Genomic DNA, 21092 nt, shown 5'->3' with positions numbered 1-21092 from the left:
TCTTTCCCGATTACTGACGATCTTCCGCTGGTGAAAGTCCCCCTTTGCGAAGGGGGATTTAGGGGGATTTGCTTTAGGTTCGGGAAAGGCAAATCCCCCGCCGCCCCCCCTTCGCAAAGAGGGAAGTGGGAGATAGTGGAAGATCGTCGCTAATCAAGTTTTCTTTTCGGCAGGCGACGATCACTTCATTAGGGAAAAGGGAGTACAAAGCAAGGAAGGAGTGGAGGAAAAAATGAAAGCGGGCGGCCGCCTGCAGAGGAAACGGCCGCCCGCTGTGGGCGTACTACGATGGGGGAAAACCTCAGGCCGTCTTGCCGTAAAGGGCATCCCTGCTGGCAAAGGCGCGCTTCACCCTGGTGATCAGGCCGATCTCCTTCACCGGCTTCAGCACGAAGTCGAAGAACCCTTTCTCAAGTGCTTCCTTCTCCTCATCGGGCGTGGCCGCTGCGGTCATCAGGATCACGGGCATGTACCTGAACTCGGGGATGTTCTTGATGGCGAACAGGAACTCGTACCCCCCGAGCTTGGGCATCACCTTATCGGTAATCACCAGCTTGGGCTTCAGGGTGAAGATCTTGCTGAAGGCATCCATGCCGTCTATGGCGGTCTCTACTGCGTACCCCTGGCGGGTAAGGATCTTGGCGACCATCTCGCGGGAGAGCTGGTCGTCCTCTACCAGGAGGATCGACTTGCTGGCGGGGCCGGCGATGGTCTGGCCGAGGTAGTGCCGGGCTATGGCACGGTTGATCTCGAGGCGCGTCGAAACGTAGAGGACCAGCTTCACGTTGTGCTGAGCGGCGATGGCTGCAAAGAGCTGATCAGTGGTCGGGTCGGCCACGGCAAGGCCGAGGCGGCCGTCATCGAGCTTCAACGGGAAGACGCTGTGCTTTACCGCCATCTCGAGAGGGATCAGCTTGAGCACGTTGGGCGGGTAGCTGTACTTGGCGAAGTCGACGATTGTCCTGACGCGGTACTGTATGGCGAGCGCCTCGGCGAGTTCTTCCGGGGTGACCAGGCCGATCACCTCCAGCAGTTCTCCGAGGCGGATGTTCTTGCTCTTGGCGTGCGCGATCAACCGGTCCACGGAGGCCCGGGTCAACAGGCCGCGCTCGACGAAGATCTCACCCAAAGGCTTGCGGGTTGCTTGAGGTGCGGCTATCGGTTTGATGTCTGCGGTCATGCGATCCTTCTCCTGCTTGCGCTGCGGCTAAAGCGCGGTTACTGCTCTTCCTCGCGGGAAGCTTATTCACTTGGCGGTGCGGCCGGGGACCGTGACGGCATCAGCCATGCGGCGCGGCGACGCGAACTCCAATAATGAGAGGAAATCAGCCGGTAAGTCAATGACTTTATCGGCATGACCGGCAAAAAAATGATCAGGAAATGATGAGCTCGTCGGAGAGTTCGTTGCGGTCGTCTTCCCGGCGCGGGAAGTGTCGCTCCAGCTCGTTGCCGCAGGCCTCTATCACCTCGCAGACCGCCTGGGCGCGGCGACCGGCGCGCAGCCCCTGCGCCAGCTGCTCGGCGAGCGTCTTCCAGTACCCCGGCGGAATCTTCTCGTTGATGCCCCGGTCGCCGACGATCCACACCTTGCGCTCCAGAAGGGAGATGAAGATGAGGATGCCGGTCTCCATCCGGGTCCGGTACAGCCCCTGCTGGTAGAACGCGACCAGCGCCCGCTCGCTCACCGCCTCGGCGATGCGCCTGGGGCCGACGAAGGAAAGCTTCAGCTGCGGAAAACGCCGCAGAAAAAGGAGCACCGGGAAATAGAGGAGGAATATGACCGGGATGTAGGTCCAGATGGTGACGTGATGCAACAGCACGGCGATAACGACACCGACGAACCCGGCCAGCAGCAACGCACCCAGCGCCTCCGCCTCGCGGTAACGGTCACTCTCGGATACCACCATGGTCGCGATCTCGCCGCTGGAACGGGCCTCCGCCCGGGCCACCGCCTGCTTGATGGCCTCCTTCTCGGCCGCGCTGAAGAAGTCGTGAGCCAACGATTTGTGCGAAAGATCCATCACCAGTCTCCCGAGGCACCGCCACCGCCGAAGTCACCGCCACCGCCCGAGAATCCGCCTCCGTCGCCGCCTCCGCCGCCAAAACCGCCGAAGCCGCCCCCTCCATAGCCGCCGAAGAAGGGGGGACCTCCCATGAACCCGCCACGCCCTCCCGAAGAAAAGAGGAAGGCGATGAAGAGACCGGCCAGGAAGCCGACCACCGCCAGCAATCCCAAAAGGAGCATCGACAACCCCGAGAAGGAGATGAAGGCGGCGATGGGGAGGCCGATCGCGCCGGCGACCCCGCCCAGGAAGCGGGAGATGCCGCCCAGAAATACCGAGGCGACCAGGACGAAGAGAAGCAGCGTCAAAATGGGGGGAGCCCCCTTCTTGCCGTGGCGCAGGTCCGTTGGTTGAGCCTGGTATTCTCCGCGCACTGTTGCCATGATTGCACCCACGCCACGGGCGATGCCCAGATCGAATTGCCCCTGCTTGAACGCGGGGGTGATCTCGTTACGAATGATGCGCCCGGACATGAGGTCGGTTAGTTTCCCTTCCAGCCCGCGCCCGACCTCGATGCGGACCTTGCGGTCGTTTTTCACGACCAGCAGGAGCGCGCCGTTATCCTTCCCCTTTTGCCCCAGCTGCCACTTTTCCACCACCTTGATGGAGTACTGCTCCAGCACCTCCCCCTCGAGGCTCGGGATGGTGAGGACCACGATTTGGGTCGAGTCGCTCCTCTCGAAGGCGGAGAGTTCGCTCTCCAGTTGCTGCACCATCTGCGGCGACAGCATCGAGGCGTAATCGTTCACGTGGCCGCGCAAGGGCGGTACCTCGGCCGCTGCGCAGACGTGGACGGTCAGGAAGAATGTCAGGAGCAAAAACAGCTTTTTCATGCTACGCCTCAGAAGCAGGTTGAGGTTAAGTCCTTAGAACTTGACCTTGGGCGCCACCTTGGCTCCCTCTTCGGCCTTGAACGGCTCCTTGCGCTGCAGGTGCAGCATCATGGAGTTGGTGAGCGAGTTCGGGAAGGTCCTGATGGTGGTGTTGAAGTCCTGTACCGTCTGGTTGTAGCGCACGCGCGCCACGTTGATCCTGTTCTCGGTCCCCTCGAGCTGGTTTTGCAGATCCATGAAGTTCTGGTTCGCCTTCAGGTCCGGGTAGCGCTCCACCACCACCATGAGGCGGGACAGGGCGCCGCTCAACTGGGACTGGGCCTGCTGGAAGTTCTGCATGGTCTTGGGATCGTTGATGGCGTCCTTGGAAACCTGCATCGACCCCACCTTGGCGCGCGCCTCGGTGACCGCCTTCAGGGTGTCGGCCTCGTGCTTGGCGTATCCCTTCACGACCTCGACCAGGTTGGGTACCAGGTCGGCGCGACGCTGGTAGGAAGCCTCGACATCGCCCCATGCGGCGAAAACGGCCTCTTCCTTGGCCTGCATCGTGTTGTAGCCGCAACCGGAAAGGGTGGCAAGGGTGAACAACGACAGCAACAATAACGTCAAGCGTTTCATGATCTAATCCTCCTTGAATGGCATGAGGACAATAATAATCATCACAGTGGCAAATGTCACCCACGAAAGGAGAAAAAGAAGTAAAAGTCAAAAGAGGTTACGCGAAGTACTAAAAGATGGCCGCGAAGTACGCAAGGTAAAGTCATGAAAGCAAAGTGGTGTCTTTCTTTGAACCTTCGCGGATTCTCAGCGTGCTTTGCGTAACAGCTTCCGTGTTTGCCGTTGACTCTAAGCGAAGATGCGGGCACCGCACAGGACCGTGCGATAGGCGAGGATATAGACAGCAGCGTTCCAGGACTGTCTGAGCATCCCCATCGGCTCGCCCGTTTGACCCTGAAACCACTCATTGAACTCCCAGCCGTTAACCTTGCAGCTGAGGGCTACTTTTACCAGCTCGGTGCGCGCCAGCGAACGCTCGCCGAGCGTCGCCAGCAGGATGACCCAGAAACCACCCACGAAGGGCCAGGCGCCGCCGTTGTGGTACTGCCAAGGGAGGTTTTGCCGGTGTCGCTGCATGTACGGGCGCCAGCACGGGGAGCCCACCTCTATCGGGTGCCCCACCACGCGCACCGGGTGCGGCTTGTTGGCGCTCAGGGCGGTGACGCCCGCCACCATCTTGCCCGCTTCGGAAGGTGCACCCACTCCGGTAAGGTAGGCAAGGATGTTGCCGAAGATGTCGATCTCCTCTCCCCAAAATGAGAAGTTAACGTAGCTCAGCAGAAACGGCCCCGGTCGGCAGCCGTTGCGGATGTAGTGGCGCATGAGCCGGACCCGCTTCTGGTCTGGAACCGCGCTGTCGAAAGGGTTGAAGAGGAGCCGGGCGAAGCGGCGGGTCTCACGGGCGGTAGGGAGGCCGTAAAGCCTTTTGGCCCAGTACCAGAGCGCGTTGGTATAGAGCACGAAACCGGAGCGCGGCATGATGTCCGCCCAGTCGGCACAGTCGTTTTGCTGAAGGAGGTACCACCCTTGATGCTCCTGGCATTCCAGCCAGCTCAGGGCACGCACGGCATTGGCGGAGAGCCGCTCGGCCAGGCCGAGTTGCGGAGCGACACGGTCGAGGAAATGGACCGCGATAAGCCACCAGATGGTGGCATCGACGCACCCCGCGTACCAGAAGTCGACCTCGGCCGACTCCGGTTTGACGAACTTGGGGATCTGGCCGTTGCGTGCCTGGTGCCGCGCCAGTGTGAGCAGGCCGGCCTGGGCGGACTCAAGGAGCTCCGCATCGCCGGAAAGGGCCATACCCAGGGCGCAGATGGCGGCGTCGCGACCGAAGATGGAATCGTAGTTGCGCCCGGACGACTTCGGGTTACGCGCCGAGGCGAGCACCCCATCCGGTGTGGAGTTTTCCCGCAGCAGACACAGGGCCTGCCGGTAGCACTCTTCGAGCAGCGCCGCCTGGTCACCCTGCACCGGGGAACACTCTTCAGGCTCGGTCGATGTGGGGGTCACTTGAGCTGCACCATCTGGTAGCTCGCTCTCCCCTTCTGCACGTGGACCACGATGATATGGTTCACCCTTTCGCCGTAGCGGCTGAACCACACCAGCGGCGCACCGGCACCGCCCGAGATGAAGGCGGGCACGCCGCCGAACACGTCGGCATCATAGAGATGGGAGTGGGCGAAAAAAAGCCCCTGAACGGCCGGCCCGGCGGCAACGATCCGCTCCAGCTCGGCGGCGCCCCGGGTGAAGGTGTGGCCGCGCCAGCGTTTGGTTTCGGGAGGAATATGCATGGCAACGAAGGTGGCGCCGGGTGCGGAGGCGAGCTCCTTCTTGAGATAGTCGAGGTCCACCGGAGCCAGTACTTTCTGCGAATTGTCGAGGGCGATGACCTTCAGACCGAGCCGCGGCATGGAGAAAGCGAAACGGGGCGGACCGATCTCCTTCTCGAACACGTCGGGGTTCTCGTGGTTGCCCGGCACCACGAAAACAGGGGTGCCGGGGGCGTTTCTCTCCAGCAGGGACAGGAAGTTGGCAGTCTCTTCCTCCCCACCTTCGGTGGAATAGTCGCCACCGTGCAGGATGAAAAGCGGCCTGAAGCCTGCCGCCCTGCGCAGTGCCTTGATGAATATGGCGTCGTTGGAACGGCTGTCCCCCATGACCACGAAGCGGTAGTCGTCGGGCGCGGTCTGGAGCGCCTTCTGCTCGAGCATGGCAATGGAGCGTTGATAGAGGGTTTCGGCGTAGCAGAAAGGAGGAAAAAGCAGACATAGAAGCAGCGGGAGACCGGTCAGTGCCCCGCTGCCCAGGATTGAAATTCTAGCTGTTGACGACATACTGCTTGTTGCTCTCGATGCAAAGCTTGCACAATCTTTCGATGCCGGCTACCTGGCTGTCAGTCAGCCCGGTTGTGTCTGGGAGCCGAAAAGTCCGGCAGTCACAGCAGCGGCACAGGATACCAAGGTCAAGCCCAAGATCTTCATCAAGCATGCTGCGCCCCCAATAAACATGTGCAAGATTTAATGTTCAAGGATGCTATCACAGTTGCAAAGAGCAAGCAAGATAGAAGTGACGGCTTAGAGGTGTTGCCGGTGCACGTTGGCTCAGCTTTTGGCGAGCCGATGCTTTTTACCGGCGGCGCGCATCTTGCCGGCATCGTTCCGGGCGACCTTTGCCACCTTGGTGCCGCGATGCGCTGCGCGCGCCTGCAGGGTGCGGCGCCCCGGCTTCACCGAGCATTTGGCGGCGCGATGGTTATCGCGCAGCTTGAGCGAGGCGAACCTGCTGCGGCGCGGCTCGTTGACCACTGCAGCGGCAGCGAGGATGACCTGTGCCCTGACCTTCTGCTCCTCCGCTACCGGGACCAGCTCACCGGCTATCCCCTTCAGGTCGGCTGCGGCATAGGTGGAGACGTTCCTGCGCAACTGGTTGAAGTTATGCACGTTGTGGTAGTCGAGCCGCCTGGTCAGCATGATGACGAACATATCCTGCTGCGGGTCGATCCAGATGGAAGAACCGCTGTAACCGGTATGGCCGAATGAGGCGTCGGAAAAGTAGTTTCCTTTGGGTGCCGAGAACGGGGAAGCGACGTCCCACCCAAGGGCCCGCTTGATCCTGCCGTTGTTGCAGGCGTAGGGGGTGGTCATTTCGGTTACCGCCTGCTCCGAGAAGATGCGGGTACCGTCGAGGGTGCCGCGCCCGAGGATGAGGCGTGCATAGCGCGCCAGGTCGTAGGCGGAGCTGAAAAGACCTGCGTGACCGGCGACGCCGCCCAACCGGCGCGCGTTTTCATCCTGCACCACGCCCCCCTGGGTGCCGGAGGTGGGCGCGATATCGTTCCCCTCCCGGGAAGGGAGGAAGGAGGTGTCGCGGGTTCCCAGCGGCTCGTAGATCTGTTCGCGACAGAACCTGTCCAGCCTCTCGCCGGTAACCCGATGCACCAGTTCCCCGAGCAGGATGAAGTTGATGTCGGCATACTCGAAGCCGGTGCCGGCGCCGCGGAAATGCTGCGTGGCGACCTTGCGGACCAGCCCTTCGATGGAACCGCCCTGCCCCACCATGACGTCGGAGAGGCCGGAGGTATGGGTCATCAGGTGCAGAATGGTGATGTTCTCCTTGTCGGTACCGGCAAACTCGGGAAACCAGCGGGAAAGCGGATCGGTAACGGAGATGCGCCCTTCGTCGATGAGCTTGATTACGGCCGGAGTGGTGGCGATCACCTTGGTGAGCGAGGCGACGTCGAAGAGGGTCCGGTCGGTGATGGCCGGTGCGCTGGCGCTGCCGCTGACCTGGCCGCGGGCGGCGGTGGCGATGATCCCCTCGTGGTTGCCGACCACCACGACGCCTCCGGCGATGAGGTTATCGGACATGGCCCGCTCCAACAGGAGGTCCAGGTTCGCAGTCGAAAGGGGCGCGGATGTCGCGGGATCGACCATGGCCTGCACTTTGAGAGGGGAAAACAGCGAGAACAACAGGAGTATCAGGAGAATAACGCGCACGAGCTTCCTTTTAAGATCTGTGCTGCCACAGATTTTCAGTTAGGACTGCGGTTGATGTTCTTGGCAAGCAGCGGTTCGGGAAGGGGCATCACGCTGCCGTCCGGTGAGCACGACAGGAGCCAGAATACAGGAGAGATCGGTTATTTTTTGTGACGGAGGTCACCAATTCGCCAGCCAAACCCGCGATTCGCCGCAAGAAATCCGCGGCAAACCCAGAGCAGTTTACTTTGTCTAGGGGAAGGGATGCAAGACATCTTTGTACGGTCTGGAGGAGAGGGTAGCGGAACGCTCCTGTCAGCTCAACCACCTCCCACAGCACAGCACTAAGGGGACAGGCACCTGGCGGAGCCAGTCCCCTAACGTAAAAAGGCCCCGGAATTTCTCCCGGGGCCTTTTCGGTGCAGATGGTTGCAGCAGTTTTGCCTACTTCATGCTGGGCAGGTCGTGGACGTCGAGGTGGCAGCCCAGGCAGTTCGGGAAGCGGGCCAGGATCGACGCCGGGTGCGGAGCCTTGTGGCACTCGGTGCACTGCGGGATGTAGCCGTGCTTGGACTTGTGGCAGGAAGCGCAGGCAACCTTGGAGTGACGGGCCTTGGAGTTGAACAGCTTCGCGGCCACCTTGCTGTGGCAGGAAGCACAGGTCTGGTTCCAGTCGGTACCCTGGTAGGTCACCAGCTTCGGCTTATGTACGGAGTGGCACTTGGCACAGGCTTCGATCGCCTGATCCTTGTAGTGCGGCTTGTGGCACATGAAGCAGGACGGCTTGAAGCCGTGCGAGGTATGGCAGCGGTCGCAGGAGACGTTGGTGTGCTTGCTCGGGAATTTTACCAGCTCCGCCTTCTCTTCGGCGTGGCAGGTGGCGCAGGTTGTGGCAAGCCTCTGGGTCATGGCGACTTTGCGCGGGGTGTGCGGGTTGTTATGGCAGCTTGCGCAATCCTTGTTGGCCGGGCCGTGGATGTCGGTGTGGCAGGAAGCGCACTTCGGCATCACTTCGTCGTAGTTGGCCTTCTTCGGGTTGTAGGCGTGGATTACGGTGTGGCAGGCCTGGCAGTCGAAGCGGTGTTTGCCGCCGGCATTCTTGAGCCCGTTGAACGCGCCGGTGTGGCACTGGGCACATTGCTGCGGGGTGAGCGCAGCCGGGGCCGTCGCGTAAAGCTCGGCTTTAACCGGGATGTCAACGGTCGCCATCTTGGCAGCAAAGGCCGTGGAAGCGACGAGAATCAAGGCCGCGATGACCAGCGACAGGGTACTCTTTTTCATCATTCCTCCCCAAATAACAGTGTATTCACTACAATCGACTGGTCTTAATACTACCTATGGCGACTGTCTGTCAAGAAAGTTGTGATTAAAATCACGTGCAGGGATACTAGGATACGGCGTCGGGGAGAAACAAAGAGAGAACTAAAGACGGATCAGGTCTTCGTGAGGTTCGTCGGAGGGGTTTATGTGTATCATCACGTCGCCCACGTTGCTGAAATGGTCGAAGATGCGGCGCTTCACTTCGGTCGCTATGTCGTGGGAACGCTTTACCGTCATTTCGGGCGGCATGTCGAGCTTCAGGTCCACGATCAGGTACTGTCCGGAGTGGCGCGCCCTGATTTCGTGCACCTGGTCCACCCCTTCCACGCCACGCGCCAGCTGCGCGATGGCGTCCAGGATGGACTGCTCGGGCTGGCCGTCCATGAGCTCGTGGGCGGAGGTGCGGAATGTCTGGTAACCGATGTGAAAGATGAAGAGCGAGGTGAGACCTGCCGCTATGGGGTCCATGATCCCGGCGCCGAAATAGGCGCATCCGACGCCGACCAGGGTGGCTACCGAGGTGATGGCGTCCTTTCTGTGATCCTTGGCGATGGCGAGGAGCGCCGGGCTCCCAAGGCTCCCGCCGACTTTCACGGAGTAGCGGTACAGGGCTTCTTTTGCCACGATGGTGCCGGCCGCAGCCAAAACGGCCAGCAGCGCCGGGGTGGCGTAGCGCCCCTCGATCATGGTGGTGGCGGCGCCGTAGAGAATCCAGCCGCCGGTCGCCGCGATCACGAGCGAAACGAAGATGGCGGAGAGGCTTTCCACCTTGCCGTGGCCGTAGGGGTGGTCCGAATCGTAGGGCTTGCGCCCGACTTTAAGGGCGATCAGGGTCATGCCGATGGCGATGAAGTCGCAGGCACTTTCCACGCCGTCGGCAAACACCGCCTCGGAATGCCCGAAATGGCCGGCGGCGAGTTTGACGACCATCAGCACCGCGTTGGCCCAGAACCCGATCCGGATGACCCGGTCGGCCTTGTTGAAGCGGTCGGTCCTCAGCACGTCCCCTCCGCGCGCAGGTCCTTGACGGTAAGCTGCAGGGAACTCCTGCCGTTCCAAACGTTGATGCCCGGGGAGAACAGCAGGTCCACCCTCCCCTGCGGCAGACCGGCCTCGGCCAGACCGAAACCGATGGCATCGAGGCTCTTCCCCCCCTGCCCCACCTTCAGTTTCAGGTGCCCTCCCTTGAGCACCCGGCTCTCCAGCACCTCCGCACCTTTGAGCACGAAAAGGGGTTCCGGATTCCCCATGCCGAACGGCTTCATCTGCTCCAACCGCCGTACCAGATCCGCGGTGATCTCGTCGCTGTCGAGCTCCAGATCGAAGGAGAGAGTCGGGATGAGGGCGTCAGCGTCCAGCGTCTCCTGTGCCGCCTCGTCGAAGCGAAGCGCGAAACGCTCCAGCTCCTGCTGCGCGATGGAGAGGCCCGCCGCATGGCTGTGTCCCCCGAAGCGCAGCAGGTGGTCGGCACAGCTTTTGATGGCATCGAGCAGATGGAACCGTGAGATGCTGCGTCCCGAGCCCCTTCCGGTCTCCCCGTCGAAGGCGAACAGGATCGCGGGACGGTGGAACAGTTCGACGATGCGCGAGGCGACGATACCGATCACGCCGGGGTGCCACTCCTCCGAACCGAGTACGATGCTCTTTCTGCCGCGGCACGCTCCCTGTTCCAGCATGGCGCGCGCCTCCTCGAAGGTCGCCCGCTCCAGGGCCTGGCGCTCCGTGTTGGCCTCGTCCAGCTCGCGGGCGATGTCGCGGGCACGCTGGGGATCGCGACACAAGAGCAGTTCCAGCCCCAGGGAGGCATCCTCCAGACGGCCGGCCGCGTTGATGCGCGGGGCCATGCGGAAACCGACCGCGCCGCAGCCGATCTCCCCGGTGATCCCGGCCACCTCCTTCAGCGCCTCGAGGCCGGGGCGGTTGCCTGCGCAGAGCTGCTTCAGGCCGTAGCTGACCAGCACCCGGTTAATGCCCAAAAGGGGAACCACGTCGGCGATGGTTCCCAGCGCCACCAGGTCGAGGTATTCCTTGAGATCGGGCTCGCCCATGCGGGCGAAGTGACCGTCGGCGCGCAGCCGGGCGCGCAGCGCCACCAGCAGGTGGAAGGCGACCCCGACGCCGGCCAGCGATTTGAAGGGGAAGGTGCAGCCGGGCTGCAGCGGGTTGATGACGGCGCAGGCATCCGGGAGTGTGTCGCCGGGCATATGGTGGTCGGTGACGATGAGGTCGAGCCCCGCGTCCCGGCACAGCCGCGCCTCGTTAACTGCCGTGATACCGCAGTCGACGGTGACCAGCACGGTGGCGCCGGCGCGGGCCGCAGCGGCCACACCCTGCTCGGAGAGGCCGTACCCTTCGGTTAGGCGCTTGGGAATATAGTGGCAGCAGTCGAGACCGATCTTTTGGAAGAAGCTGATCAGGAGTGCGCACGAGGTGACGCCGTCCACGTCGTAGTCGCCGTGCACGCAGACGCGTTCGCCCGCTTTGAGGGCCCGGACCAGCCGCGCCACGGCCTGTTCCATCCCGGCCATGGTCATGGGGTCGTGCAGACGTGACAGCACCGGGTTCAGGTAGGCATCGGCGTCGTCGGGAGCGCAGATCCCGCGGTGGGCCAAGAGGCGCGCCAGGAGCGGGTGAATTCCGGTGCGGGCGAGAGCGGCGACCGTGTCCGCGTCCGCCTCCCTGGCCCGCCAGCTTCTGTGTGTGACTGGTTTCATCCCTCCTCCGGTACGGTAAAAATCAGGGTGCAATCATAGCATAAGGATCGGCACCCAGCGAATCTAATGTGCTGCGACGGCGGCAAAAAAAAACCCGCCGGAAGCGGGTTTTTTTCTTTCATATTCTCGAACTCTACTTCTTGAACGAGGTGGGCATCTGGTTCAGCCCGGCCATGTCGTTCTTGATCTGCTGTGCCGTCGGGCTGGTCGAGTCGAACTGCAGGTACTTGGTCCAGATCTCCTTGGCCTTGTCCGGCTGCTTCAGGTCCTGCAGGTAGACCACGCCCAGGTTGTACAGGCTTTGCAGATGCTTGGGATCGATCGACTGTGCCTTCTCGAAGTTGGCGATCGCCTTGTCGTACCAGCCGATCTTGCGGTACATGATCCCCTGGTCGGTCATCACGTTCAGGTTGTTGGGATCGAGCTCGAGGGCCTTGCCATAGGCGTTGACCGCCTTCTGGGCCTGATCGGTGTCGAAGTAGTCATTGCCGAGCTGGATCCAGGCCTGGAGGTTCTTGGGATCGGCAGCGACGATCTTCTCGGCCTCGACGATGCGCCGCTGGTAATCGGTCGGCGAACCCGCGCCCTGCGGCACGCTCATGGCGACCTCAGGGACCTTGTTCTGGCCGGCGATGTTGAAGATCAGGTAGCCTCCCAGGAGACCTACGATCAGCGCTACCACGATGGTAAGTACGTTCTCCTTGTTCACAGAACCTCCTTAGACGGCTTCGGCCTTCTCGACCGCGCGTTTTTCCCACAGTGCCACGATCGGGCTCGCCACGAAGATGGACGAATAGGTGGCGACCACGACGCCCACGACCAGGGCAAAGGCGAAGTCGTGGATCACCTCGCCGCCGAAAAGGAAGAGCGAGACGGCGGCAAGGAAGGTGGTCACCGAGGTGATGATGGTACGGGACAGCGTCTCGTTGATCGACTTGTTGAAGATGGTGATCATCGGGTCCTTGAGGCTCTTGTGCATGTTCTCGCGGATACGGTCAAAGACGACGACGGTATCGGTGAGCGAGTAACCGGCGATGGTCAGGACCGCGGTGATGAACAGGATGTTGACCTCGCGGTGCATCACATAGAACACGGCGATCATGGCGAGGACGTCGTGCATGGTGGCGATCACCGCGCCCACCCCGAATTTGAAATCGAAGCGCCAGGCGATGTAGAGGATGATGCCCAGCATGGAGAGCGCCACGGCCACTATGGTGTCCTGCTTCAGCTTCTCGCCGATGGAAGGGCCGATCTCGGTGGAGCTTTCCACGGTGAAGGTGTTGCCCGGGATACCGGCCTTCAGTGCGTCGGCAACCTGGTCGGCGGACTTGCCGGTGGACTTGTGCATCTTCACCAGCACTTGGTTACCGCCGGTGATCTCCTGAAGCTCAGCCTCCTTGATGCCGCCCTTGGCAAGTGCGTCGCGGATGGACTGGGTGGTCGCGGCCTGCGCGAACTTGATCTGCATTTCGGTGCCGCCGGAGAAGTCGATACCCATGTTGGCGGTGCCCCGGGCAATGGCGATGATGCCGATGATGCCGATGATGGCCATGAGGCCGGAAGCGATGAAGGAGAACTTCCTCATCCCGATGAAATCTATGTTGGTCTTCTTGAGCAGTTCCATTGGTCCCTCCCCTTATACGCTGAGTCGCTTCACGTGGACGCGGTCCAGGAAGGCGTCAAAGAGCACCTTGGTGGCCACAAGCGACGTGAACAGGTTGATGATGATACCGAGGCTCAGCGAGACGGCGAAGCCCTTGACCGGGCCGGTGCCGAACTGGAACAGCACCGCAGCGGTGATGAGGGCGGTCACGTGAGAGTCCATGATGGTGAGAAACGCCTTGTCGTAGCCGGCGTCGAGCGCGGCATGCGGCGTCTTGCCCAGACGCAGCTCCTCCCTGATCCTTTCGAAGATGAGGACGTTGGAGTCGACCGACATACCGACCAAAAGAACGATAGCGGCGATGCCCGGCAGGGTCAGCGTGGCGCCCAGCGCGGAGAGCGCACCCATCAGGAACAGGATGTTCAGCACCATACCGAGGTTGGCGACCATGCCGGAGAGCTTGTAGTACAGCGCCATGAAGCTGACGACCAGCACCACGCCGATCAGACCGGCCATGAGCCCCTTGTGAATGGAGTCGCGACCAAGGGAAGGTCCGACGGTGACGTTCTGCAGGATCTTGACCGGAGCGGGCAGCGAACCGGCGCGCAGCACGATGGCGAGGTCGGCAGCTTCCTTCTCGGTGAAGGAGCCGGAGATCTGGGCGGAGCCGCCCGAGATCCTCTCGCGGATGACCGGTGCAGAGTAGATGTTGTTGTCCAGCACGATCGCGAAGCGCTTGCCCACGTTGGCGGCGGTGACCTGGTCGAACAGGCGCGCGCCGGTGGAGTTGAACTCGATGGCCACGTAGGGCTGGTTGTACTGGGAGTCGATCCTGATCTGGGCGTCGGTCAGGAGCTCGCCGGTGATCATGGCCTTCTTCTTCACGACCAGCGGGGTTTCCGACACGGCGCCGGTCTGGGGATCGGTCCTCTTCTCGAAGAGGAGCTCGTCGTCCTCAGGGAGGGAGCCTGCGGTCGCGGTGGCAGCATTGACGGTCTCGTCGACCAGCTTGAACTCGAGGCGCGCGGTCTTGCCGATCAGCTCGATGGCGCGTTTCGGGTCCTTGATGCCGGGGAGCTGCACGACGATGTTGTTGAGCCCCTCGCGCTGGATCACCGGCTCGGAGACGCCGAACTGGTCAATCCTGTTACGGATGGTCTCCAGGGCCTGCGCTACGGCGCGGTCCTTCCTGACCTGGGCCTCTTTCTCGTTGATGCGCAGCTGCATGTTGACGAAGCCCCCCTCGTCGAAGACCGGCAGGGCCTCGAGGTCGGGGTACTTCTTCTTGATCAGGGCCTGCACCTTGTCGGCCGAGCCGCGGTCGTACAGGGTGAGCTGCACCTTGTCGCCGCCCAGGCGCCCGATCTTCTTGAAGCGGAGGCTCTGCGCGGTGAGGGAGTCCTCGAGGTCGGTGGCGATCAGGTCCAGCGATCCTTCCACGGCCTTCTGGGTCTCGACCTCCATGACCAGATGGGTACCCCCCTGCAGGTCAAGACCGAGGTGGATCTTGTCCTTGGGAAGCAGCCCGCTCCACCATGTGGGGAGCGTGTCGACCAGAGTCGGCGTCAGGTAGACGCACGAGGCTATGATGAAAATGAGGATAAGAGAAATGCGCCAGGTATAACCCTTCATGGGAAAAGCTCCTTTCGGAAAAATTCGATCAATGCACTAGTCCTGCTTTACAGACGCAATGTACCCTTTGTTGATCCTGACGTTGACGCCGGGTGCGATCTCCAGGGTTACCACCTGGTCGTCCAGTGCGGTCACCTTGCCGTGCATGCCGCCGGCGGTGACGACCTGATCGCCTTTTTTGAGCGCGTCCAGAAGCGCTCTGTGCTCCTTGGCCTTTTTCTGCTGCGGCCTGATGAGCAGGAAGTAGAAGATGGCGAACATGAACACCAGGGGGATCAGCCCCTGGAACTGCGCCATCATACCTCCGCCCGCGGGCGCGCCGCCCTGCGCGGGAGCAGCCATTGCAAACGCCAAACCTAACATTTAGTTACCTCCTGGGTAGTATTTCCATCCCTTTATTGACAATGAAAGCTTCGAGTAAAGCTTCAACCGAACAGCGCTAACAGCCGGTTCTCGCGGCGTAGAAGTCCTGCCTGAACTTGACGAACTCTCCCCTGGCGATCGCCTCGCGAACCTGTTTCATGAGGTTCAGGAAGAAGTGCAGGTTGTGCCAGCTGTTCAGCCGCGAGGCCAGGATCTCCTGGCTGCGGTACAGGTGCCTCAGATAGGCCCTTGAGTAGTTGCGGCAGACATAACAGTCGCAGGCGGGGTCGATGGGACCCTGGTCCTCGGCGTAGATGGCAGCCTTGATGTTGATCCTGCCGAAGCTGGTGAACAGGGCGCCGTTTCTGGCGTTCCTGGTCGGCATGACGCAGTCGAACATGTCGAAGCCGTTGTAGACCGCCTCGACCAGGTCCTCGGGCGCCCCGATCCCCATTATGTAGCGGGGCGAATGCTCGGGAAGGATGTCGCTGCACTCCTGCATCATGCCGTGCATCACTTCCTTCTCCTCGCCCACCGAGAGCCCGCCCAACGCATAGCCGTCGAAGCCGATGTCGATGATCTGCTCCGCGCTCACCCGCCTGAGGTCGGCATGCATCCCCCCCTGGACGATGCCGAAGAGCGCCTGGTCGGGACGGGTGTGCGCCTCCTTGCAGCGCCTGGCCCAGCGCGTGGTCAACTCCAGCGACTTTTGCACGTAGGAACGTTCGGCCGGGTACGGGGGGCATTCGTCGAAGCACATGGCGATGTCGGCACCCAGCGCCTCCTGGATCGCGATGGATACCTCGGGGGAGATGAAATGCCTGGAGCCGTCGATGTGGGAGCGGAACTTCACCCCTTCCTCGGAGATCTTCCTCAGCTCGCCCAGCGAGAAGACCTGGAAGCCGCCCGAGTCGGTCAGCATGGGGCGGTCCCAGTGCATGAAGCGGTGCAGCCCCCCCATCCGCGCCACCAGCTCGTGGCCGGGGCGCAGGTAGAGGTGGTAGGTGTTGGCGAGGATGATCTGTGACCCCACCTCGACCAGTTCCTCCGGCGTCATGGCCTTGACCGTCGCCTGGGTCCCGACCGGCATGAAAATCGGGGTTTCGATCCTGCCGTGCGTGGTTGTCAGAGAGCCTAAACGGGCCGCGCAGCCCGGGTCTTTCTTGATCAGTTCAAACGATATAGCAGCCAAAGCACTCCCTACGTTGTCGCTTTATATCCCCCCTCCCCTCGCGGGAGGGGGTTAGGGGGTGGGGGCAGGTGCCGACATCGATACCGATATCAACGTCACCCACCCCCCTGCCCCCTCCCGTCAAGGGAGGGGGAGGAACGTCATCTCTTTCAATTTATAGAAGGTCCACTGTAGGGGCGAATGATCATTCGCCCGCCCTTCCCCTTTTGCCGATGTCCTCGGCCTCAGCCGATGAACATCGCGTCTCCGTAGCTGAAGAACCGGAAGCGGCGCTGCACCGCCTCGCGGTAGGCGTTCAGCATGACCTCTTTCCCGGCGAAAGCGCACACTAACATAAATAGAGTCGATTTGGGGAGATGAAAATTCGTTATCAACGCATCAACCACCCGGAACCGGTATCCCGGCAGGATGAAGATGTCCGCCTCGCGCTCCCCGGCCTCAAGCTCCCCGGAGGATGCGGCGTGCTCCAGAGCCCGCATCGAGGTGGTCCCGAGCGCTACCACCCTCCCCCCGGCCTCCCTGGTGCGGCGGATGGCCTCCGCGGTTGCGTGCGGGATCCGGTACAACTCCCGGTGCATGGTGTGCTGGGAGAGGTCCTCGACCCGGACCGGCATGAAGGTCCCCAGTCCCACGTGCAGGGTGACCGGCGCGATCTCCACGCCGCGACCCCGGATCTCAGCCAGGATCTCCGGGGTGAAGTGCAGTCCGGCGGTGGGAGCGGCCACGGCCCCTTTTTCGCGCGCGAATACGGTCTGGTAGCGCTCCAGGTCTTCACCTTCGGGCGCCCGCTTGATGTAGGGGGGGAGCGGCATGCTCCCGGCCCCTTCCAGCCACGCCATGAAGTCGTCGCTCCCCTCGAAGCGGACCAGCCACTCTCCGGCCTCGCGGGCGAGAACCGTCGCGACGACTCCGGAGGGGAGGATGATGCGGGTATCGGCACCGGGGGACTTGGAGGCCTTGATGAGGCAGCTCCAGACCTCTCCCCCGCCGGGGACGCGGCGCACGAGGAACACCTCCACGGCACCGCCGCTTTCCTTGTGTCCCTTGAGCCGGGCCGGGATCACGCGGGTGTCGTTGAGGACCAGGAGGTCGCCGGGGCGAAACTGGGCAGCGATGGCGGCCACGGTGCTCTCCCCGACCGCACCGGTGGCGCGGTCCAGGGTCAAAAGCCTCGAGGCGTCCCTGCGGCTGGCCGGGTGCTGAGCGATCAGCTCCGGCGGAAGTTCGTAATCGAAATCGGAAAGGCGCATGCTATCGACCGTACCCGCCGGAAAGCTTCACGCCCGGATAATAGTAAGTGAGGATCTCGCGGTAACCGAACCCTTCGTTGGCGCGCCCCTTGGCGCCCCACTGGCAAAGCCCCACGCCGTGACCGGAGCCGGTGCCGCTGACCTGGACCTCGTCGCGCTGGCAGCGGAGCTCGAAGTTGGTGCTCTTCACCGTGCCGTAACCCAAGGCCTTGCGGAAGGCGACCGCGGGGATGGCGACGTTCCCCCGGGAGCACTCGGCGACCACGTCCTGCACCCTGCCGCTTGCGTTCCTGCCGCGCACGCGCAGCTCTTTAAGGCCGGCGACCTGGAAGCCTGCGGCCTTGAGCGAGCTCTCCACCTTCTTAAGGGGAAGGTTCAACTCCCACCGGATGGGGTTGGAGTCGCCGCAGTAGCGGCAAGAGACACCTTGGAGGTACGGGATCGACAGCCCCCAGACGTTTTTGGAGGACTCGGTATGGCCGCCGCAGTTGGAATGATAGAAGGCCTGGATGGTCTTGCCGTCGTAGGTGAGCACCTCACCGGCGGTCTCGCGCACGCCGTAGGCGGCACGGCTGTCCTCGACGTCCGCCCCCTCGTAGACCTGGTCCATGACGCTGGACTCGAGCTGGTAGCTTGCGCCGCGGCGGGCCTGCATCTGGTACACGGCGTAGGAACGGGCGATGACGGCCTGCGCCTTGATGGCCTCTATGGGCCAGGCGGAACTGATCTCGCAGTTGATGAGTCCGACCAGGTATTCCTCGAGCGGCAGCTCGTTCACCACCAAAAGCCCCTTGTCGGCAGGAGACACCTCGATGAGGGCGCGGTACCCCTTCCCGTTCACCGAAATGCGCGAGAAGGCGGAGGCAACCAGGCGGTTCACCGGCTTGCCGTTCACGCTGAGCCCGCTTCCGGCGCGGCGCACCTCGAGGGGCATCTCCACCCTGAGCGGTTCACCGCGACCGTCGGTAAGGAGCACGCCATCGCCGTCGATCCTGAGGGTTTCGGCCCCCTTGAACAGTGCCACCCGTACCATCTCCGGTCGCATCGCGGCGGCACTCCCTCCGGCGGCGAGGCAGATGATTAATATGATCAACGTCCTGAAGCAGCTCATCAATTCCGTATACACCTGGGTTTAACCGTCCCGTAAAAGCCTTAGATATAAACCATGGAACCGCCCGCAAAGTCAATAATTTTGTCGCTCTAATCAGAGGGTTTTCAGTTTTAATTAATTGGCAAGCGATTTGCTTAGTTTCTCATTAAGCAACGGGTTCCTGGGTGTGTCAACGAGAGGAACCGGTTACGCGCAGTGCAGCTAAGATGTCGAGATCAGATTGGTTTGACGGCAACGGAGCTGAGCTGTAGATCCCAAATAAGTGTTGCCAGAAGTACAAAAAAAGGCTATATCGCTGTAGACGATAGCCATTTAGCGTGATCTGTGACACCGTATGGAGCTGTATGAGCATCTCGCTTAAAACAAAGATCCTCACCCTGGTCACCGCGATTCTGGTGGTAGTCATCTCGACTGTGGCTTACCAAAATTACCGGCAGCAAAAGGAAATGCTGCATGAGATCGCCAACCGGAACACCTCGGTCCTCATCGAGACTATCAAGAGTTCCGTCTCCAACGCGATGCTCTCGGGCCGCTCCGATGAGGTGGCCAGCATCTTCGCCAGGATCAAATCCCGCGAGTTTATCAAGTCGATCAGGATCGTGGATGCCGACGGGAAAATCCTGAATTCCGCGGACCGCGAGGAGATCGGGGGGAAGGTACCGGACCTGGGCCGTCCGAAGCTCCCCGCCCGCAACCTGTCCATGCTCCCCGATGAGGGGGTTTTTCTCTCCTACGCCCGCATATTCAACGCCCCGCAGTGCTACAAGTGCCACCCCGCCAGCAAGGAAACCCTCGGTCTGCTCGAGATCAAGCTCTCCATGGGCTACATGAACGGCTTCATCTCCCGGGAACGTCAGATCGCCATATTGTATGCCGTCATCCTGGTACTGCTTACCGTCGCCACCATCTTCGTCTTTCTGGTCGCCTATGTGGAGCGCCCCCTCCGCAAACTGATGCGCTACATGGAACAGGTCGAGCAAGGCGACTTCAAGCAGGAGATCAGCCTCACCTCCAGCCGAGAGATGCGCTCGCTGGGGAACAGCTTCAACCACATGGTCGGCACGATCGCCACCCTTATGGAATCCACCGTGCAGCACGAGAGGGAGCTGGCCCGGGCCCAGGAAAAACTGGCGCACCACCGTGAAACCCACCTGATGAACGGCCGGCTCGAGGAGCAGATCCGGGAGATCGAGAACCTCAACGTGACCCTGGAGGAGCGTATCGAGGAGATCGAGGAGGCCAACTACAAGATCGCCGATCTCGCCGGCGAACTGGAAGACAAGAACACCAACCTCGAGAAGGCGGTGGCGAAACTTTCCACTCTGTACCGCCTGGGCCTGGCCATCAACTCCACCATCGAGGTGGAAAACCTGTACCAGCTGGTGGTGAAGACCACCATGGACACCATGCAGGCCCAGGTAGGCTACGTGGTTCTGTACAACGCCGAGCATGGCGAGCTACGCATCACCAACCTGGTCGGCTATAAAAACCCCGACCCGAAGCACCTGTTCGTCCCCATGAAGCCCTCCAGCGTCTCCAGCTGGGTCATCCAGAACAGCAAGCCGCTGCTGATCACCGACATCTCCCTCACCCCCGAGTTCGACCGGGTGAGCCCGATCGGTTTCGAGAGGAAGACCCTGATCTGCGTTCCGCTCATGGTGAAGGACGAGATCATCGGCACCCTCACCGTGGTCAACAAACTGAACAACACCGTCTACAACCACGAGGAACTGGAACTCCTCTCCACCATCGCCGCCCAGGCCTCCATCGCCATCAAGAACGCGATGCTCTACGACGAGCAGCAGAAGACCTACCTCAACACCATCCAGGCGCTGGTCTCCGCCATCGAGGCTTCCGACAGCTACACCCGCGGCCACTCCGAACGCGTCACCCGCTTCTCGCTGGCTCTGGCCCGCAAGCTCGAGCTTCCCGCCAACCGGCTCAAGGTGATCGAGCGCGCCGCCATCCTGCACGACATCGGCAAGATAGGCATCGACCTCTCCCTTTTGCACAAGGAGGAAACCCTTACCAGGGACGACGTGGCCGAACTGCAGCAGCACCCCACCATCGGCATGAAGATCCTGGAGCCGATCGAGTTCCTGCACGACGTGCGCCTGTGCATCGGTCAGCACCACGAGCGTTACGACGGCAAGGGGTATCCCAACCGCCTGATCGGCCAGGAACTACTCCTGGAGTCCCGCATCCTGGCCATCGCCGACAGCTTCGACGCCATGACCTCGGACCGCCCCTACCGCAAGGCGCTCAAGCTCGAGGTGGCGATCCAGGAGCTGGCCGAAAACGCCGGCACCCAGTTCGACCCCGAACTGGTCCCCATCTTCATCAAGCTGCTGAAAACACCGAACTTCCTGCCGCAGCGCGAGGAATTCCCGGGGCTGCACGTGGTCCCCTCCCCCCCCAAGGGAGACAGTGCGGCTCACTCCTGCGTTGCTCAGTAATCCGAATAATGGTATAAGAT

General features: G+C 61.8%; 18 protein-coding genes. 1 reads left to right on the top strand and 17 read right to left on the bottom strand.

Going from position 1 to position 21092, the window contains the following annotated elements:
• Positions 1-301 precede the first annotated feature (301 nt).
• From KP004_RS08640 to KP004_RS08560, 17 genes are all read right to left on the bottom strand, one after another.
• On the bottom strand, positions 302-1180 hold the full coding sequence (locus KP004_RS08640; RefSeq protein ID WP_216801925.1) for a response regulator: 879 nt from the start codon (positions 1178-1180) through the stop codon (positions 302-304).
• A 193-nt stretch (positions 1181-1373) separates the two neighbouring features.
• Positions 1374-2021: a TPM domain-containing protein gene (locus tag KP004_RS08635; RefSeq protein WP_216801924.1), complete on the bottom strand. Its 648-nt coding sequence runs from the start codon at positions 2019-2021 to the stop codon at positions 1374-1376.
• On the bottom strand, positions 2021-2896 hold the full coding sequence (locus KP004_RS08630; RefSeq protein WP_216801923.1) for a TPM domain-containing protein: 876 nt from the start codon (positions 2894-2896) through the stop codon (positions 2021-2023). The genes KP004_RS08635 and KP004_RS08630 overlap by 1 nt, the downstream gene beginning before the upstream one ends.
• Before the next feature lie 33 nt (positions 2897-2929).
• On the bottom strand, positions 2930-3514 hold the full coding sequence (locus KP004_RS08625; RefSeq protein ID WP_216801922.1) for a LemA family protein: 585 nt from the start codon (positions 3512-3514) through the stop codon (positions 2930-2932).
• A 228-nt stretch (positions 3515-3742) separates the two neighbouring features.
• Positions 3743-4966 carry an amylo-alpha-1,6-glucosidase gene (locus KP004_RS08620; RefSeq protein ID WP_239026995.1) on the bottom strand — a complete coding sequence of 408 codons (1224 nt, stop codon included), beginning with the start codon at positions 4964-4966 and terminating at the stop codon, positions 3743-3745.
• On the bottom strand, positions 4963-5667 hold the full coding sequence (locus tag KP004_RS08615; RefSeq protein ID WP_239026994.1) for a metallophosphoesterase family protein: 705 nt from the start codon (positions 5665-5667) through the stop codon (positions 4963-4965). The genes KP004_RS08620 and KP004_RS08615 overlap by 4 nt, the downstream gene beginning before the upstream one ends.
• A gap of 390 nt (positions 5668-6057) precedes the next feature.
• Positions 6058-7452: a serine hydrolase domain-containing protein gene (locus KP004_RS08610; protein ID WP_216801920.1), complete on the bottom strand. Its 1395-nt coding sequence runs from the start codon at positions 7450-7452 to the stop codon at positions 6058-6060.
• 423 nt (positions 7453-7875) lie between these two features.
• Positions 7876-8712 carry a cytochrome c3 family protein gene (locus KP004_RS08605; RefSeq protein WP_239026993.1) on the bottom strand — a complete coding sequence of 279 codons (837 nt, stop codon included), beginning with the start codon at positions 8710-8712 and terminating at the stop codon, positions 7876-7878.
• Between the two features lie 141 nt (positions 8713-8853).
• Positions 8854-9753 (bottom strand): cation diffusion facilitator family transporter, encoded by a 900-nt coding sequence (locus KP004_RS08600; protein ID WP_216801918.1) that lies wholly within the window; start codon positions 9751-9753, stop codon positions 8854-8856.
• Positions 9747-11465 (bottom strand): single-stranded-DNA-specific exonuclease RecJ, encoded by a 1719-nt coding sequence (gene recJ, locus KP004_RS08595; RefSeq protein WP_216801917.1) that lies wholly within the window; start codon positions 11463-11465, stop codon positions 9747-9749. The genes KP004_RS08600 and recJ overlap by 7 nt, the downstream gene beginning before the upstream one ends.
• A gap of 133 nt (positions 11466-11598) precedes the next feature.
• The gene (locus KP004_RS08590) at positions 11599-12174 is read right to left on the bottom strand and encodes a tetratricopeptide repeat protein (RefSeq protein WP_216801916.1); all 576 of its coding nucleotides are present in this window, start codon (positions 12172-12174) and stop codon (positions 11599-11601) included.
• A gap of 9 nt (positions 12175-12183) precedes the next feature.
• Positions 12184-13089 (bottom strand): protein translocase subunit SecF, encoded by a 906-nt coding sequence (gene secF / locus KP004_RS08585; RefSeq protein WP_216801915.1) that lies wholly within the window; start codon positions 13087-13089, stop codon positions 12184-12186.
• 12 nt (positions 13090-13101) lie between these two features.
• Positions 13102-14700, bottom strand: a complete 1599-nt coding sequence (gene secD / locus KP004_RS08580; RefSeq protein WP_216801914.1) for a protein translocase subunit SecD — start codon at positions 14698-14700, stop codon at positions 13102-13104.
• Positions 14701-14736: 36 nt separating this feature from the next.
• Positions 14737-15063: a preprotein translocase subunit YajC gene (gene yajC, locus KP004_RS08575; RefSeq protein WP_183347036.1), complete on the bottom strand. Its 327-nt coding sequence runs from the start codon at positions 15061-15063 to the stop codon at positions 14737-14739.
• A gap of 76 nt (positions 15064-15139) precedes the next feature.
• Entirely contained in the window at positions 15140-16255 is a 1116-nt protein-coding gene (gene tgt / locus KP004_RS08570; RefSeq protein ID WP_216801913.1) for a tRNA guanosine(34) transglycosylase Tgt, read from the bottom strand.
• Positions 16256-16479: 224 nt separating this feature from the next.
• Positions 16480-17505, bottom strand: coding sequence for a tRNA preQ1(34) S-adenosylmethionine ribosyltransferase-isomerase QueA (gene queA / locus KP004_RS08565; RefSeq protein ID WP_216801912.1), 1026 nt, complete (start codon positions 17503-17505; stop codon positions 16480-16482).
• Position 17506: 1 nt separating this feature from the next.
• Positions 17507-18616, bottom strand: a complete 1110-nt coding sequence (locus KP004_RS08560) for a SpoIID/LytB domain-containing protein (protein ID WP_216801911.1) — start codon at positions 18614-18616, stop codon at positions 17507-17509.
• Positions 18617-18960: 344 nt separating this feature from the next.
• Here KP004_RS08560 and KP004_RS08555 point away from each other — a divergent pair, with 344 nt between their 5' ends.
• Positions 18961-21072: an HD domain-containing phosphohydrolase gene (locus KP004_RS08555; protein WP_216801910.1), complete on the top strand. Its 2112-nt coding sequence runs from the start codon at positions 18961-18963 to the stop codon at positions 21070-21072.
• Positions 21073-21092: the final 20 nt, after the last annotated feature.

The sequence above is a fragment of the Geomonas oryzisoli genome, from assembly GCF_018986915.1.
Lineage (GTDB): Bacteria > Desulfobacterota > Desulfuromonadia > Geobacterales > Geobacteraceae > Geomonas > Geomonas oryzisoli.
Note: the sequence above shows the minus strand (reverse complement) of the source record. Positions and strands in the feature narration are given on the sequence as shown.

What these genes read in the sequence shown, in the direction of transcription:
- KP004_RS08640 (WP_216801925.1), bottom strand. Translation starts at nt 1,180, where the DNA reads ATGACCGCAGACATCAAACCGATAGCCGCACCTCAAGCAACCCGCAAG.
- KP004_RS08635 (WP_216801924.1), bottom strand. Translation starts at nt 2,021, where the DNA reads ATGGATCTTTCGCACAAATCGTTGGCTCACGACTTCTTCAGCGCGGCC.
- KP004_RS08630 (WP_216801923.1), bottom strand. Translation starts at nt 2,896, where the DNA reads ATGAAAAAGCTGTTTTTGCTCCTGACATTCTTCCTGACCGTCCACGTC.
- KP004_RS08625 (WP_216801922.1), bottom strand. Translation starts at nt 3,514, where the DNA reads ATGAAACGCTTGACGTTATTGTTGCTGTCGTTGTTCACCCTTGCCACC.
- KP004_RS08615 (WP_239026994.1), bottom strand. Translation starts at nt 5,667, where the DNA reads ATGCTCGAGCAGAAGGCGCTCCAGACCGCGCCCGACGACTACCGCTTC.
- KP004_RS08605 (WP_239026993.1), bottom strand. Translation starts at nt 8,712, where the DNA reads ATGAAAAAGAGTACCCTGTCGCTGGTCATCGCGGCCTTGATTCTCGTC.
- recJ (WP_216801917.1), bottom strand. Translation starts at nt 11,465, where the DNA reads ATGAAACCAGTCACACACAGAAGCTGGCGGGCCAGGGAGGCGGACGCG.
- secF (WP_216801915.1), bottom strand. Translation starts at nt 13,089, where the DNA reads ATGGAACTGCTCAAGAAGACCAACATAGATTTCATCGGGATGAGGAAG.
- secD (WP_216801914.1), bottom strand. Translation starts at nt 14,700, where the DNA reads ATGAAGGGTTATACCTGGCGCATTTCTCTTATCCTCATTTTCATCATA.
- yajC (WP_183347036.1), bottom strand. Translation starts at nt 15,063, where the DNA reads ATGTTAGGTTTGGCGTTTGCAATGGCTGCTCCCGCGCAGGGCGGCGCG.
- queA (WP_216801912.1), bottom strand. Translation starts at nt 17,505, where the DNA reads ATGCGCCTTTCCGATTTCGATTACGAACTTCCGCCGGAGCTGATCGCT.
- KP004_RS08560 (WP_216801911.1), bottom strand. Translation starts at nt 18,616, where the DNA reads ATGAGCTGCTTCAGGACGTTGATCATATTAATCATCTGCCTCGCCGCC.
- KP004_RS08555 (WP_216801910.1), top strand. Translation starts at nt 18,961, where the DNA reads ATGAGCATCTCGCTTAAAACAAAGATCCTCACCCTGGTCACCGCGATT.